Genomic DNA, 15,029 nt, shown 5'->3' on the forward strand with positions numbered 1-15,029 from the left:
CGACGCCGTCGCACGTTTCCCGCCTCACCGGGCCATGCTGCAGCGCAGCTACGATGGCAATTGACGAGCTTTGCCACGCATGGAATTGTACACGTGTGCAATACTGGAGGAAACGTCATACGGAAAAAGCGTGCACACGTGCACAACTGTCATCTGACTGTTGGATAAGGGCCTTAGGGAGGAAACCGATGGCCTGGCGGTATCGCCGCGATCGGTCCTTAGTCGTCGCCCTTTATTCCAACGGAAAACGCAAGGAGGAACGTACGAGATGACAACGCGTCTACTGAGAACCACGGCAGCAGCCGTTCTGCTGGCTGCAGGTGCCGGCGCGGCATCCGCCGAAAGCGTGACCATCAGCGTTTGGGCCGGCGGTAGCGGCCCCAACGACAACTATCGCGTCGATGCCATCGAAATGGCCGCCGACATCCTAGAGCGGGAGGCCGCGATCCGGGGCGAAGAGCTCGATATCACGGTCGAGAAGAAGCTCGACAATACCTGGGACGACTTTAAGCAGGCGGTCACGCTGGCGGCGGAAGCCGGCAACGCGCCGAACATCCTCGTCACCGGCCATGAGGACATTGCGCCGTGGGCGCAGTCCGGCCTCATCGTGCCAGTCGAGGATTATCTCAACCTCGACGCCTGGCCCATCAACGACATCTACGAAAACCTCATGGAGATCTCCTCCTTCGGCGGCATCCAGTACGGCCTGCCGCAGGATGCGGAGTCGCGTCCCTTCTTCTTCTGGAAGGAGCATATGCGGGCGATTGGTTATACGGACGAGGAGCTCGACGCCCTGCCTGAAAGCGTGGAATCCGGCGAATACACGCTCGCCAACGTGCTCGAGGACGCCAAGAAGATGGTCGACCAGGGCGTGGTCGAAGCGGGCTACGGCTTCTATCCACGCCAGAGCAACGGCCCCGACTTCTGGCAGTTCTACACCAGCTTCGGCGGCATCATGGAAGAGGACGGCAAGCTGGTTCTCGACAAGGCCGCCATGCAGGACTTCTACCAGTTCTTCGTCGACGCGGTGGAGGCCGGCGTGACCCGCAAGAACCACATCGGCACGCCCGGCGACCAGTGGTATGCAGAGGTGGCTAGCGGCAAGGCCGGCATCTGGCACGGCGGCACCTGGCACTATGCCCGCTATGTCAACCAGGAGGGCCTGGAGGACTTCTTCGGCACCCTTGTTTTCTCGCTCATTCCCGCCGGCGAGGGCGGCAGGCCCAACACACTGACGCACCCGCTCGTCTATGTGGTCACCGACCAGGCCGACGACGATCTGGAGTTGATCGCCGCCGAGTTGGTCAAGATCGCCTCCGAGCCGCGCATTAACACGCTACATGCCATAAAGTCCGCCCACCTGGGGATTGCGCACCAGCAGTCGAATATCGACCTCTACGCCAACGACCGCTGGGCGCGCGAGGCGACGGAGCGCCTGTTGCCGCATGCCAACGCCATGCCCAACAATGCTGATTTCGGCACTTACTGGAATGCCATGTGGAGCGGGCTGGAAGCCGCCTGGACCGGTCAGAAGACGCCGGAGCAGGCCGTCAACGACGTGGAGGCGGAACTGAAGAACAGCCTCGGCGAAGCGATCATCATCCGCTGACACGGGCGGCTCGATGAACGCCTCCCGCAATATCGCCGAGCCGGCCCGGGCACCCGTCGGTGCCTGGGCCGCGCCCGCCCGTGTGCGCCTCGGCTGGTTGAACAGCTCAAAGGGCCTCGGCATCCTGCTCCTCATGCCGGCGCTCGTGCTGGTGGTTCTGTTCTTCCTCATGCCGGTGGTGCTTACCGGCGTCTTCGCCTTCACCAACATGAGCACGGCGACCGGGATCACCGGCGGCGCCTACCAGATCTCGCCCGGCGCGCTGCGCGTCCTTACCGACCGCCACGGCATGGGCGATCTGGCCGAGCGGCTCGGTCAGCCCACCTATGTCGTCGACGACCGGGGCTTGGCGGCGCTCGAGGAAATGGGGATCGACCCCGGCATCATCGCGGGCTTGCGGCGGCAATATTCCGGCGAGACCTATTCCTCGCGCCGGGAGTTCGAGCGTGACATCCGCAACCTGCCCGTCCGGCCGGACACGCGCACCGTCAAGCGCATTTCCGAGGTTTTCAGCCGCTCGCTCGGCAACGCCCGCTTCCGCAGCTCGACGGCGCTCATCGCCGCGGCGGACGCGATCGATCCCGATCTGACCGAGGAGGAGAAGGAGGCGCTCACAGCCACCACCTACACGGGCTGGACCTGGACGAACGACAATTTCCGCCGCCTCGCCACCTCGCGCGACACGACACGCGTCTTCTTCAATACGCTGTTTTTCGTGGCAATGACGCTGACACTTTTCAACGTCGGTTACGCCATGCTTCTGGCGATCACCACGCACTACATCCCCGAACGGCCGGCCGGCATCTTCCGCATCATTTGGTTCCTGCCGCGCATCTCGCCCGTGGTCATCTACGTCCTTCTTTGGAAGTGGCTTGCCTGGGACACCGGCTTCATCAGCGCGGTTTTGAGCAATTTCGGCGTCAGGCCGCGCAACTGGATGCTCGACACGGCGGCCAACGCCTGGTTCTTCGTCATCCTCATCAACGGCTTCGTCGGCGCGTCCATGGGCATGGTGATCTTTGCCTCGGCCATCAAGGCGATCCCTGAATCCCTGTTCCATGCGGCAAGCGTGGACGGCGCCTATCGCTGGCAGCAGATCCGTCACATCATCCTGCCGCAGCTCAAATGGCCGATCCTGTTCGTCACCTGCTACCAGACGCTCTCGCTCTTGACGTCGATCGACCAGACGCTGCTTGCCACCGACGGCGGGCCGGGCGGGGCCACGGAGATCTGGTCGCTGTGGGTCTATCACACCGCGCTCAACAACTATGCTGGCAACCTGCAGTACGGCTTGGGGGCGGCAATGGCACTGGTGCTGGTGGTCATCGGCATCGTGCTGTCGCTGATCTATCTGCGGCTGTTCAACTACAACGCGCTGGTCGCAAAGCCGCGGATCGAGCTGTGAGGCGGGCATGATCGGACACTTGAGAACCTGGCCCATCGTCCTGGCGCTGTCGATCCTCAGCGCGCCGCTGGTCTTGATGTATGCCTATTTGTTCATCGACACCGTCACCAATTCGCCCCCGCGCTCGTTCATCCCGAACGAGTTCACGCTGGAGCACTGGTCCTTTCTCTGGGAAACCCGGCCGGGACGCCCCAGCATCTGGCGGGTGACGCTGAACTCCCTGCTCTTCGCCACGTCCACGTCGGCACTCGTCATCGTCGTCTCCTCCATGGCGGGCTACGTTCTGTCGCGGCTCAATGTGCCGGGCCGTGCCTACTTTCTGGCCGGCGTCATGGTGCTGCACGCCTTTCCGGCGATCACGCTGATCGTCGCCATCTTCCTCGTGCTGCAGGTGGTCGGCCTCTACAACACGCTGATCGGCGTCATTTTGGTGAAGGCCGCGATCGACATGCCGCTCGGCATCTGGCTGATGAAGGGCTTCTACGACACCGTCCCCTGGGAGATCGAGATGGCCGGCATCCAGGACGGGGCAAGCCGCTTCACCGTCTGGCGCAAGCTCGTCCTGCCGCAGGTCAAGCCGGGCATCTTCGCGCTCGGCCTGTTCGCCTTCCTGCTCGGCTGGGGCGAGTTCATCCTGCCGCAGGTTCTGGCGCCGAGCGGCAACGCGCAGGTTCTGTCGGTCTATCTCGCCGGGCTGATCGCCGACGACAACAACTTCGACATGAACCTCTTCAAGTCGGTCGGGCTGTTCTACATGATGCCCGTGCTGATCCTGTTCTTCTTCTTCCAGAACCGCCTCATGAACATCTACGGGGGAGGCTCCAAGGGCTGATGCGTATCCTGCTCGACAAGTTCTCGAAGTCCTTCGGCGACGTACGCGTCATCGAGGACATGACGCTGGAGATCAAGGACGGCGAGATGCTGGCGCTGCTCGGGCCATCGGGCTGCGGCAAGTCGACCACGCTGTTCGCCATCAGCGGCATTCACAAGGTCACCGGCGGGCGCATCCTCTTCGGCGACCGCGATATGACCGGCGTTCCCTCGCAGGAGCGCAACGTCGGCGTCGTCTTCCAATCCTACGCGCTCTATCCGCACATGACAGTGGCCGACAACATCGCCTTCCCGCTGCGCATCCGCAAACTGCCGGAGGCCGAGGTCAAGCGGCAGATGGAGGAGATGGCAAACCTCGTGCACATCGAAGCGCTGCTTAACCGCCGCCCGGCAGAGCTTTCCGGCGGCCAGCAGCAGCGCGTGGCGCTCGCCCGCGCCCTGGTGCGCCGCCCCAATGTGCTGCTCCTCGACGAGCCGCTCGCCAATCTCGATGCTAAATTGCGACTGGAGATGCGCTCGGAGATCCGCCGCATCCAGCTCGAAACCGGCATCACCGCCATCCTGGTGACCCACGATCAGGTGGAGGCCATGAGCATGTGCGACCGCATCGCCATCATGAATGCCGGGCAGATCATCCAGATCGCCACTCCGCAGGAGATGTACCGCAACCCGCGCACCGCCTTCGTCGCCGGTTTCCTGGGTAGCCCGCCCATCGCCTTCATCGATGCGGTGGCCAACAACGGCATGCTCACCGTGGAGGACGCCGACATCCGCCTGCCTGTACCGCCGAATGCCGAGACGCCGCCCGACGGCACGCCAGTGATCGTCGGCATCCGCCCGGAAAATCTCGGACGCGACGGGGATGCCCCCGTCCGCGGGCGCGTCAGTTTCGTTGAGACGCAGGGGCGCGAGAACCTCTACGACCTCACGCTTGCGAACGGCCGTGTCCTGCGCTCCATTCAGCGCGTCAGCGACGATGTTTCGCTGAACGACGAGGTGGAGTGGCGCGTGAGAAGCGACCAGCTTTTCCTGTTCTCACAGAACGGGGAACGGCTTTGAGAGACGCCACCGCCTTCGCACGCCGCTTTCGATGGCCGGCAGGCCTGCGCTTCCCACTCGTCATCGGGCACCGCGGCGCCAGCGGCCATGTGCGGGAGAACACGCTGGAATCCTTCGTGCGGGCGTCCGAGCTCGGCGCACATATGTGGGAACTCGATGCGCAGGTAACGCGCGACGGCATCTGCGTCGTCAGTCACGACGACCATCTCGAACGCGTCTTCGGGATCGATGCTCGCATCTCGCAACTGACCGCGGCGGAACTTTCGCGCCTTCCGGGCATCGAGGTGCCTTCCTTCGCGGAAGTGGCCGCCCTCGCGTGGACATATGGGGCCGGCCTCTATGTGGAGATCAAGGAACCGGCGGCCGCCCCCCTTGCGTGGCAGCTTCTCAAGGAAAAGGCCCAGCGCTTCGCCGTATTCGGCTCCTTCGACGCCGAGCTTGTGCGGGCGCTGCGGGATGAGGGTTGCGATTTTCCCCTGTCCGTGCTCGTCCGGCTTGGCGCTGATCCCCTGGAGGAGGCGGAACGCGCCGCCGCGGACATCGTGCATCTGTGCTGGGAACGCGGTGGCGACCGACCGCAGGACCTGGTGACGCCGGAGCTCTCCGCGGCCATTCTTGAAAGCGGCCGTCAGATCGTCCTGTGGCACGAGGAGCGACCCGACATCATCGTCGACATCGTCACGATGCCGGTGCTCGGCATCTGCTCCGACCTGCCGGAGCGCATCGTTGCCGCACTCGACAAGGCCTCCGCCGCATGAGCAGCTCGGAAAAACCCAACCGCAAGGTGACCTCCTTCGACGTGGCGCGGCGTGCCGGCGTGTCGCGGGCGGCAGTCTCGCGCGCCTTCACACCCAATGCCAGCGTCTCGCCGGAGACCCGAGAAAAGGTGGTGAAGGCGGCCAAGGAGCTCGGCTACCGGGTCAACTATCTGGCTCGCGGGCTGATCAATCAGCGCTCCGACTTCGTGGGCATCGTCGCCGCCGGCATGGACAACCCCTTCCGCGCCATGCAGATCGAGCAGATCACCAAGAACCTGGTGCGCCGCAATTTCCGCCCCATCCTGCTGCCGGCTGATCACGGTGAGAGCGCCGACCACGTGATGGACCAGCTCCTGCACTACAACGTCTCGGGCGTTCTGGTGACTTCCGACGCGCCACCGACCGCGCTTTGCGCCGAGTTCGCGGCCGCCGGCGTTCCAATCGTGCTCATCAACAAGGCCGACTCCATCCCCGCCGTCGATCGCGTGGTCTCCGACAACGACACCGCCGGCCGGCTGGCCGCCACCACCCTGATCGAAGGCGGCGCGCAGCATCTGGCGGTCATGAGCGCGGCGGCGATCTCCTACACGGCGCGGCGCCGGCAGCAGGCTTTCCTCGCCTGTTGCCATTCGCTTGAGGCGGACGTGCGGGTCATCCCGGTCAAGATCAACGACTACGCCAACGGTTTCGCCGCCGCGGCCGCGCTCGACGGGGTGGACGGCGTCTTCTGCGTCAACGACTACATGGCCTGCGGATTGATCGACGGCCTGCGCCAGCGCGGCATCGCCATCCCCGATGGGGTGCGCATTATCGGCCACGACGACGTGCCGCAGGCCTCGTGGACGGGCTACGACCTGACGACGCTGAGACAGCCCTGCGACCTGCAGGCCGAGCAGGCGATCGACCTTCTTTTGAGCCGCATGGACGACCCGGAAACGGCAGAGCGAGTCGAGCTGACACCGATCTCGCTGGTGCGGCGCAGCACCGCGTGAGAGGGGATTAAGTGACGTCCGCAATCGACCACGGGATTTCCGAGCGCCTGGCGCTTGCCCGCAAACTCGCTGCCGCGGTCGGCGGCGAGATAGAGGCCTTTCATGAGGAGGCGCGGTCAGTCGTCACCCGAAAAGGCCTCCAGGACTTCGTGACCGCCGCCGACCGCCACGGCGAGGACCTGATCCGCAGCGCGCTCGCGGAAGCATTTCCCGAAGATGGCTTCGTCGGCGAAGAGACCGGCGGTCAGCCGGCTGAACAGGGCTTTTGGGTGGTTGACCCCATCGACGGCACCACCAACTACATCCGCGGCCTGCGTCACTGGGGCGTCTCGATCGCCTTCGTTCGCGCCGGCCGCATCGAGATTGGCTGCATCTACGACGCAACCACCGGCCGCGTGTATTCCGCCGCGCGCGGAAAGGGCACCTTCTGCGAAGACCGCAGGATAGCCGTTTCCCCACGCCAAGATCCGAACGAAGCGCTCGCCATACTCGGCTGCTCGCGCCGTACCAGCTTTGAGGACTACCAGGCTGTCACCAGAAAGCTCCACGATCTCGGCGTTGACTACCGCCGGCTGGGCTCGGCAGCCATCGGCCTCGTCCGGGTGGCGAACGGTGTGGCGGACCTTTATTTCGAGGCGCATCTCAACTGCTGGGACATCATGGCCGGTGCGCTGATCGCCAGCGAGGCGGGGGCCATCGTGGTCATGCCGCCGCTCCAAACCATGCTGAGGCAAGGCGGTCCCCTCGCCGCCTACGCCCCCAGCCTCAGTTCCACCTTCTCTTTCGTGCATGAGTTGGTGGCCTTGACCAAGTAAGACGGCCTGCACCCCTTCGCGCCCCCTCTGTCCTGCCGGACATCTCCCCCACGAGGGGGAGATTACGCTGGCCGCTTTGTCGGCATTTCTACTGCAACGCAAGCAATTGGCGAAACCATCAAATGACAGCCACTCTCCCCTTGTGGGGGAGATGTCCGGTAGGACAGAGGGGGCGCGACGAGGCGCCAGTTTTCCGTCTGACCGAAGCTGCCTAAAGAGTCCTCCCCAGCCGAGGCATATACGCCCGCTCGGTGGCAATCGCCTCGTCTGTGCTTATCTGATCCGCCCCCAGTTCCAGAAGCCGTGAGAAACCCCGCCACTCGCCATCGCTAAAACCTTCTTCCGGGTTGGCCAGGTTGAACGTCCAGGCATCCACCCTCGCGCCCTCGTCATGGCAGATGCCGATGAGGTCGATGCCCTCGGCCGCGACAGGCAAAACGAGTTCCCACCACAGATAGACCAGATGAGGTCGGATCGGCCCGCGCAATTCATCGAGAAGCTGGCCGGCCAGCGCGTCCTTCCTGCCGGCGCGGTAGAGATCGAGCAACCGGAAGGACGGCTCGAGGCCGCGCTGCATCTCCGGCAGCCTCTCGGCAAGGGCGAGGGTGAGGTCCGTGCTGTCCCCGCTGATAATGAGGTTCTTCTGGTGCACCTTGAACAGCGCGGCCAGGCCCTCCACGCTCTCCTTTCCCACAGCGGCGAGATCGTCCTTCATGTCCAACTGCAGGAGCGCATCGGGATGGGCGGCAGCAAGGCGCTCCGCCAGGTCGTCGGCAAGAAGCACGCGCCGCGCTCCCGCCGCGCCGTCGTCCGCATAGTGTAGCGCCCGGATCTCCTCGCTCGTACGCGCCGCCACCGGACCGGTGCCATTTGTTTCACGGTCGAGTACGTCATCATGCAGCACGGCGAAGGCGCCATCACGCAGGAGACGCAGATCGACCTCCATGGAGGCGCCCTGCTTCAGCCCGTCGGCCAGCACCGCCTCGCCGAAAAGGGGGTCCCTCGCCTTGCGCCGCAACCGGTGCCATTTCAGCGGGATGCGCTTGCCGCCGAAGTCAATGGCGAGGCCGGCGCCTTTACTTTCGGCGGAGGCATGGTCGGGGGACAGGTCGTGCATTGGCTGGAATCCGTGACTGCGGGAGCGGTGATGGTGGTCCAGACACCCGGGCCATGCAAGCCCGCATTCTCAGGGAAACCAATGTTTTGTACGGTTGGCGAAGGCGACGAGGGAAAGCATCACAGGCACCTCCACCAGAACGCCGACGACCGTTGCAAGGGCTGCACCCGAGGTCAGGCCGAACAGGCTGATGGCAACGGCGACGGCGAGTTCGAAGAAGTTCGACGTGCCAATGAGCGCACAGGGGGCGGCGACGTTGAAGGGCACCTTCCATGCCTTCGCCGCTCCATAGGCCAGGAAGAAGATACCGTAAGACTGAACGAGCAACGGCACCGCAATCAGGACGATCAGGAGTGGGTTCTCAACGATCACGTTGCCCTGAAAGCCGAAGAGAAGCACGACCGTGACCAGCAGGCCGACGATCGAAATGGGCTTCAGCAAACCGGTGAATTCCGAGACTGCCGCCTCCGCTTCCGCCCCGCCGCCGGCGCGGCCGGCCAGCCAGCGGCGCGTCAGCGCGCCGGCGATCAGCGGAATGACGACGTAGAGCCCGGTCGCCAGAAGCAGCGTCTGCCATGGTACCGCGATGTCGGTGACGCCGAACAGAAGTGCCACAATGGGTGCGAAGGCGAAGATCATGACGACGTCGTTCACCGACACCTGCACCAGGGTGTAGGTGGCGTCGCCGCGCGTCAGCTGGCTCCAGACGAACACCATCGCCGTGCAGGGTGCTGCCCCCAGAAGGATGAGGCCGGCTATATATTGCTGCGCGTCGGCCGGCTCGATCCACGGCGCGAAGACGTACTGGAAGAAGAGCACGCCCAGGGCCGCCATGGTGAAGGGCTTTACCAGCCAGTTCACCGCCAGCGTCAGCACCAGCCCCTTGGGTCGGTCGCCGATGTGGCGCAGGCTGGCGAAATCGACGTTGACCATCATCGGGAAGACCATCGCCCAGATGAGCACGGCGACGACCAGATTGACGGAGGCATATTCGAGGCCCGCCAGGAAGGCGAAGAGGCGCGGCAGCAGATTGCCTAGCGCAATGCCGGCAACGATGCACAGCGCCACCCATACGGACAGATACTTCTCGAAAAAGCCGATGCGGCCGGCCGATTGCGCTTCACGGCCGAGAACGTGTTCAGTCATATGCGCTTTCTTTCGGTCAGCTTGCCTTGTCGAGCTTGCGGCCGATGTCATCGAGCCGCTTCTGCAGCGCCAGCCTGTCGAGCGATTTCAGCGGCAGGCTGGTGAAGATCGAGATGCGATTGTTGAGCATGCGATAGGCATCGGCGAAGGCATAGTGCTTTTCCGCATCAGTGCCCTCGACTGCCGCCGGGTCCGGTACGCCCCAATGGGCGGTCATCGGCTGGCCGGGCCAGACGGGGCAGGCCTCTGCGGCGGCGTTGTCGCAGACAGTGAAAACAAAGTCCATCCTCGGGGCGTCCGGCTTCGCGAACTCCTCCCAGCTCTTCGAGCGGGCGAAGGAGATGTCGTGATTCGCCGTCTTCAGGAGCGCTAGCGCAAAGGGATGCACCTCGCCCTTGGGCTGCGAGCCGGCCGAGAAGGCCTTGAAGCGGCCGACGCCAGTGCGGTTGAGAATCGCCTCGGCGATGATGGAGCGGGCGGAGTTGCCCGTACACAGGAAGAGAACGTTGAAGATATGATCGCTCATGGGGCACTCCTCTCGACTCAGCATCGGTCACAGGTCACGGCGTCGATGACCGGGCGGCACAGCTCCGGCGCACCGTTGCAGCAGTCCTCCATCAGGTAGGCGAGGAGGTCGCGGAAGCCGATCATGTCGGCGACGTAGCGCACGGTGCGGCCGTCGCGCTCGGTCCTGACCAGGCCGGCATGGGCAAGCACCTTCAGATGCGCTGAAGTGGTGTTCTGCACCGCGCCCAGGCGCTGGGCGATCTCGCCGGCGGGAATGCCTGTTGCCCCTGCCTTGAGGAGCAGGCGAAATGCCTCCAGCCGGGTGTCCTGACCGAGCGCGGCGAGTGCGGCAAGCGCTGAAGGCTTATCCATATATCCAAAAATCCAGATTTGTAGAGCTCCCTTTCTAGCACGGCGGCCAGCCCATGTACAAGCCCGCTGTCGCCGTCCGAAATCCCTGCCCCCGCGGGCATCTGCGGAGGGCCCGGCACCTTTATCAACACCCTTCCCCCGGCACGGCGAAAAAAGTCCCGCCGCGCAGCTTGTCGCTATTTGTCCATAAGCGGCGGACGGGGGCACAACACGGACAACACAAGACAACAACCGCAAGGGGCAGACACGATGGGCAAGCCGGGACAGACAGCAACCTTCCACGACGGAAAGCTGCGTGCCCCGGTCTCACTGCGCCGGCCCCTTACACGACTGCGCGTTCGCGCCGGACGCTCCTTTGCAATCACCTCTTCGCTGCCACAACCGGCCCCGCATATTCGCGGGCACCGCGCCGAACGGCTCGGCTTTCCGGTCGGCGGCAAGCCCATAGCCGGTCCTCCCGCCCCCCGGACCGGCTTACCCCAAGGCCCTGTCTGCGGCACTTCACCGTGTCGTCAGGCGGGGTCTTGGGACCCCCAATCGAAGGGGATGGTGTTCACGAAAGTAGCGTCGTTCCCGCGTGTGGAAAAACCATGCCCGCCCGCCCCCTGATCGACAAAGCGATGATCCTCTGCCTCCTGGATGAACTCGCCGAACGGGGGCTCAGCGAGAAGGACGTGGACAGGGCGCTGGTGCGTGACGGCCCGGTGGATCTCGACCTGCTCGCCGAGTGCAAGCGCGAACATCCGCACTTCAACCCCTCGCACGCCCGCGGCAACGCATCTGCCGTCGATGCCGAACGGCGGAACTCGCCGCTCTTCTGGTCCCGGTAGCGACCAGCCGCGCGGGCGTCGCGCCGAGGCTTGAAAAAGGCGATCAGCCCCCTCCTTCCTCTGCACTCCCAGGCCGTGCCTGCTTCGCCGACTTCCCGCTGCCGCTCTCCCTGTCTGCGGTCAGCCGGTTGAGCGAGGCCGCCACCTGGCGTGCCAGCGCGTCGGGCGTCGCGCCTTCCCCTTCAGCAGTCAGCATTTCGGCCACCGATGTGGAAAGATATGTCTCGTTGGAGCGGCCATCGAGAACGTGCCAGTAGATGCGCAGCGCCTCCCCTTCGAGACGCACCGCAGTCAGCAGTTGGTAGAGCGGCACGGAAGAGCCGAAGTTCTTCTGCGTGTGGGCGAGCACCTCGCTGAACTCCTCTTCCGGGCGCACGCCGACCATGCGGATCGCTTCGTCCTGGTTGAGCGCGATCCACAGCGACTGGGTGAACAGTTGTGCGAGGGCATCGGCAGTGCCCCCTTGCGCGTGGGCACGGGCGCTGTCGACGACGATGACGGGGCTTTGCGAGCCGGGATGCCCGGGCACGCCGAAGGAGACATAGGCAAGTGCCGCGCCGCCCGCTGCCAGAGCCATAACCACCCCCACGGCGCCACTCTGCAGGCGGCGCTTCCGGTCGGCGACAAGCAGACGCAACTGCGCCATTGTCCGCTGCGGCAGGCTCTCACGCAGGACGAATGTCGGAACGTATGTGCCAAGCGGCAGGCTGATACGCACCGGATCGTTCGCCCCCTCGGCGGCATAGTAATCGTGCAGGGAGCGGCGCAGGTGGCCGGCGGCTATGCGCACGATGGGGTCGACCGAGGCATCGAAGCTCGAATCGCGACCGAAGACGTCGACGGCGACGGTAAATGCCTTGATGCGCTCCGAGCGTCCGGCCACCGTCTCGTCCACCACGAATTTCAGAAAGCGCTTGTTGCGGTCGGAAGCGCGGAAATGCTTGCTCGCCAAAAGCCTGTTCAGGGCGTCGATGCGGTAATCGCCTGTCTCGACCGTGCCTATCTCGGCGGCGGGGCGCGGGTGTTTCTGGGTTTTTCCGCGGTATCGTCTTGCTTTCTTGAAATTAGATCCGTTCATGCTTGCCAGGATGTCTTGGAGCATCTGTTTTCCGTTTCATCGCTCATGCCCGCGCGATGGCACGCGGCGCCGGCACGGCATCTTCTCGGCGGCTCTACTCCCGACCTATTGTCGCCGTTCTCTCGATAACGCCTTACGTATCGCCAGCGCGTCCAGCACCAGCCGCCGCGCATAGACGAACCGAATGGGGATCGGCGCCCCTTCGGCTTGCAGCTGATGGCAGGATCGCTCGATCACAAAAAGAAGGCACCGCAACTGATGGGTGCTGATCGTCTCTTCCGCCGCCAGCCAACGCGACATCCGCCCGGTATTCTCCGTCATCGGGATACCGGGAAACGGGTCGAACACCACGCGCGTCGACCTTCAATTTTTTGCAAGCCCGGCAGCCGCACCCGTCCACCGGTCATGCGGCGTCATCCGCGCATCGGGAAGATGCGGGCTCAGGCTTTTCGTCTGCGGCTCAGTGTTCATCGAATGCGTTCCGAGGCTGCTTCGCTTGTGGGGCGAGGTGAGCCGGAGCGCGTCTTATGGGCAAATAAGAAAGGCGACAGTATTCGCGCCTGGAATCGCTTTCCGCGGACAGGGGCCCTTCCCGAAAAATAGACTCATTTTTCGGAAAGTTTTACGCGTCAACCTGGAAGAGCCACATCCACGGCGCGCAAACAACGCACTGGTTTCCGTGTCGACGAAGGAGCGAGGATGACCAAGTTCTTGAGGAACTGGTGCTGCGAGAGAGGATTGAACTCTCGACCTCTCCCTTACCAAGGGAGTGCTCTACCACTGAGCTACCGCAGCGCCGGGGATTCGGGCGGCGTTCTGCCATATCGATTGGCGGAGCGCAAGCGCTACCTCCATGATATGGCAACGGACCACGCGGAGCGCCACACCGCGAGCATCCCGGCGTTGCAGGAGAAGCGGATATGACGGGCAAACGGAAGGACAGCGAGACCAATAGCGAGCGGGAGAAACGGCTGGCGGCGGAGCTTCGAGCCAACCTCGCGCGGCGGAAGGCGCAGGCGCGCTCGCGCCGCGCCGGCAAGCCGGACGAGCGGGTGGAGGGCATTCCCGCCGCCGGCAAGGACAAGCAGACGTGAGCTGCACATTCGAAGGCGCCGCTTTGCCGGCGATGCATTTCCTTGAACCCGCTGCAGGCTTGCTCTAGGACACTCGAACGCGTGACACAGGAGCCGGGGGACAACCCGGGAAAGAGATTTCCATGGACAGCATACGCATCCGCGGGGGCAATGCGCTCAACGGCACGATCCCGGTTTCCGGCGCCAAGAATGCGGCACTGCCGCTGATGATTGCATCGTTGCTCACCGACGACACGCTGACGCTCGAAAACGTACCCCACCTCGCCGATGTGGAACAACTCATCCGCATTCTCGGTAATCACGGCGTCGACTACTCCGTCAATGGACGCCGGGAGAACCAGGACAAGGGATATTCCCGCACCATCCACTTCACCGCACGCAGCATCGTCGACACCACCGCCCCCTATGAGTTGGTTTCCAAGATGCGGGCGAGCTTCTGGGTCATCGGGCCGCTTCTGGCGCGCAGGGGCGAGGCGCGGGTGTCGCTGCCCGGAGGCTGCGCCATCGGCACGCGGCCGGTCGACCTTTTCATCGACGGTTTGCGGGCGCTCGGCGCCGAGATCGATATCGAGAGCGGCTACGTGGTGGCCAGAGCGAAGAACGGCCTTATCGGCGCGCGCCACCGCTTCCCGAAGGTCTCCGTGGGCGCCACCCATGTGCTCCTGATGGCCGCCGCGCTCGCCAAGGGCGAGACCGTGCTGGAAAACGCCGCGCGTGAACCGGAGATCGTCAACCTGGCCGATTGCCTCAACGCCATGGGAGCGAAGATTTCCGGCGCGGGAACCGCGACCATCACCGTCCAGGGCGTCACCTCCCTTTCCGGCGCGCGCCACCGTATCATCCCCGACCGCATCGAGACGGGCACCTATGCGCTGGCCGTCGCCATGGCCGGCGGTGACGTTCTTCTGGAGGGGGCCCGTGCCGATCTCCTGGAATCGGTGCTCGAGGTCATCGAGCAGACCGGCGCCGAGATCACCCGCGCCAACACCGGCATCCGCGTCAGGCGCAACGGCGCCGGCGTCGAGGCGGTGGACGTGACGACGGAGCCCTTCCCCGGTTTCCCGACTGACCTGCAGGCCCAGTTCATGGCGCTGATGACCAGGGCCAGGGGGCAGTCACGCATCACTGAGACGATCTTCGAGAACCGCTTCATGCATGTGCAGGAACTGGCCCGGCTCGGCGCGCGCATCTCGCTTTCCGGCCAGACGGCGATTGTCGATGGGGTTGGTCAATTGAAGGGTGCGCCGGTCATGGCGACGGACTTGCGGGCTTCGGTCTCCCTGGTGATCGCCGGTCTCGCTGCGGAGGGCGAAACGCAGGTCAATCGCGTCTACCATCTCGACCGCGGCTTTGAGCGGCTTGAGGAAAAACTTTCTGGCTGCGGCGCGGAGATCGAGCGCATCTCCGCCTGAAACG

At 64.3% G+C, this 15,029-nt stretch carries 16 protein-coding genes and 1 tRNA gene; 10 read left to right on the top strand and 7 right to left on the bottom strand.

Features of this window, described 5'->3' with window-relative positions; all coding sequences use genetic code 11:
* Positions 1–268 precede the first annotated feature (268 nt).
* The 7 genes from N5A92_RS02645 to N5A92_RS02675 all read left to right on the top strand — a co-directional run bounded on the left by N5A92_RS02645 (position 269) and on the right by N5A92_RS02675 (position 7,469).
* Positions 269–1,609: an extracellular solute-binding protein gene (locus N5A92_RS02645; RefSeq protein WP_260900275.1), complete on the top strand. Its 1,341-nt coding sequence runs from the start codon at positions 269–271 to the stop codon at positions 1,607–1,609.
* Positions 1,610–1,706: 97 nt separating this feature from the next.
* A complete protein-coding gene (locus tag N5A92_RS02650) occupies positions 1,707–3,014 on the top strand; it encodes a carbohydrate ABC transporter permease (RefSeq protein WP_313958385.1) in 1,308 nt (435 codons plus the stop codon).
* A 7-nt stretch (positions 3,015–3,021) separates the two neighbouring features.
* Positions 3,022–3,846 carry a carbohydrate ABC transporter permease gene (locus tag N5A92_RS02655; RefSeq protein ID WP_260900277.1) on the top strand — a complete coding sequence of 275 codons (825 nt, stop codon included), beginning with the start codon at positions 3,022–3,024 and terminating at the stop codon, positions 3,844–3,846.
* Positions 3,846–4,904, top strand: a complete 1,059-nt coding sequence (locus tag N5A92_RS02660; RefSeq protein ID WP_260900278.1) for an ABC transporter ATP-binding protein — start codon at positions 3,846–3,848, stop codon at positions 4,902–4,904. Before N5A92_RS02655 ends, N5A92_RS02660 begins: the two co-directional genes overlap by 1 nt.
* Positions 4,901–5,662 (top strand): glycerophosphodiester phosphodiesterase, encoded by a 762-nt coding sequence (locus N5A92_RS02665; RefSeq protein ID WP_260900279.1) that lies wholly within the window; start codon positions 4,901–4,903, stop codon positions 5,660–5,662. The genes N5A92_RS02660 and N5A92_RS02665 overlap by 4 nt, the downstream gene beginning before the upstream one ends.
* Entirely contained in the window at positions 5,659–6,654 is a 996-nt protein-coding gene (locus tag N5A92_RS02670) for a LacI family DNA-binding transcriptional regulator (protein WP_260900280.1), read from the top strand. The genes N5A92_RS02665 and N5A92_RS02670 overlap by 4 nt, the downstream gene beginning before the upstream one ends.
* Positions 6,655–6,665: 11 nt before the next feature.
* On the top strand, positions 6,666–7,469 hold the full coding sequence (locus N5A92_RS02675) for an inositol monophosphatase family protein (protein WP_260900283.1): 804 nt from the start codon (positions 6,666–6,668) through the stop codon (positions 7,467–7,469).
* 211 nt (positions 7,470–7,680) lie between these two features.
* Here N5A92_RS02675 and N5A92_RS02680 read toward each other — a convergent pair whose 3' ends face one another.
* The 4 genes from N5A92_RS02680 to N5A92_RS02695 all read right to left on the bottom strand — a co-directional run bounded on the left by N5A92_RS02680 (position 7,681) and on the right by N5A92_RS02695 (position 10,611).
* Positions 7,681–8,586 carry a glycerophosphodiester phosphodiesterase gene (locus N5A92_RS02680; RefSeq protein WP_260900286.1) on the bottom strand — a complete coding sequence of 302 codons (906 nt, stop codon included), beginning with the start codon at positions 8,584–8,586 and terminating at the stop codon, positions 7,681–7,683.
* 69 nt (positions 8,587–8,655) lie between these two features.
* Positions 8,656–9,732 (bottom strand): ACR3 family arsenite efflux transporter, encoded by a 1,077-nt coding sequence (arsB, locus tag N5A92_RS02685; RefSeq protein ID WP_260900287.1) that lies wholly within the window; start codon positions 9,730–9,732, stop codon positions 8,656–8,658.
* 16 nt (positions 9,733–9,748) lie between these two features.
* Positions 9,749–10,258 carry an arsenate reductase ArsC gene (locus tag N5A92_RS02690; RefSeq protein WP_260900288.1) on the bottom strand — a complete coding sequence of 170 codons (510 nt, stop codon included), beginning with the start codon at positions 10,256–10,258 and terminating at the stop codon, positions 9,749–9,751.
* A gap of 17 nt (positions 10,259–10,275) precedes the next feature.
* The gene (locus tag N5A92_RS02695) at positions 10,276–10,611 is read right to left on the bottom strand and encodes an ArsR/SmtB family transcription factor (RefSeq protein ID WP_260900289.1); all 336 of its coding nucleotides are present in this window, start codon (positions 10,609–10,611) and stop codon (positions 10,276–10,278) included.
* A gap of 590 nt (positions 10,612–11,201) precedes the next feature.
* On the opposite strand from N5A92_RS02695, the gene N5A92_RS02700 reads away from it, so the two are divergent.
* Positions 11,202–11,441 carry a hypothetical protein gene (locus tag N5A92_RS02700; RefSeq protein WP_260900290.1) on the top strand — a complete coding sequence of 80 codons (240 nt, stop codon included), beginning with the start codon at positions 11,202–11,204 and terminating at the stop codon, positions 11,439–11,441.
* 43 nt (positions 11,442–11,484) lie between these two features.
* Here the strand turns inward: N5A92_RS02700 and N5A92_RS02705 are convergent, their stop codons facing one another.
* From N5A92_RS02705 to N5A92_RS02715, 3 genes are all read right to left on the bottom strand, one after another.
* Positions 11,485–12,543 (bottom strand): hypothetical protein, encoded by a 1,059-nt coding sequence (locus tag N5A92_RS02705; protein ID WP_260900291.1) that lies wholly within the window; start codon positions 12,541–12,543, stop codon positions 11,485–11,487.
* Positions 12,544–12,624: 81 nt separating this feature from the next.
* The gene (locus tag N5A92_RS02710) at positions 12,625–12,870 is read right to left on the bottom strand and encodes a hypothetical protein (protein ID WP_260900292.1); all 246 of its coding nucleotides are present in this window, start codon (positions 12,868–12,870) and stop codon (positions 12,625–12,627) included.
* 369 nt (positions 12,871–13,239) lie between these two features.
* Positions 13,240–13,314: transfer RNA gene (locus N5A92_RS02715), tRNA-Thr, on the bottom strand.
* Between the two features lie 125 nt (positions 13,315–13,439).
* Here N5A92_RS02715 and N5A92_RS02720 point away from each other — a divergent pair.
* A complete protein-coding gene (locus N5A92_RS02720) occupies positions 13,440–13,613 on the top strand; it encodes a hypothetical protein (RefSeq protein ID WP_260900293.1) in 174 nt (57 codons plus the stop codon).
* Positions 13,614–13,735: 122 nt separating this feature from the next.
* Entirely contained in the window at positions 13,736–15,025 is a 1,290-nt protein-coding gene (murA, locus tag N5A92_RS02725) for a UDP-N-acetylglucosamine 1-carboxyvinyltransferase (RefSeq protein WP_260900295.1), read from the top strand.
* Positions 15,026–15,029: the final 4 nt, after the last annotated feature.

This window comes from Chelativorans salis, assembly GCF_025336525.1.
Classification (GTDB): Bacteria; Pseudomonadota; Alphaproteobacteria; order Rhizobiales; family Rhizobiaceae; genus Chelativorans; species Chelativorans salis.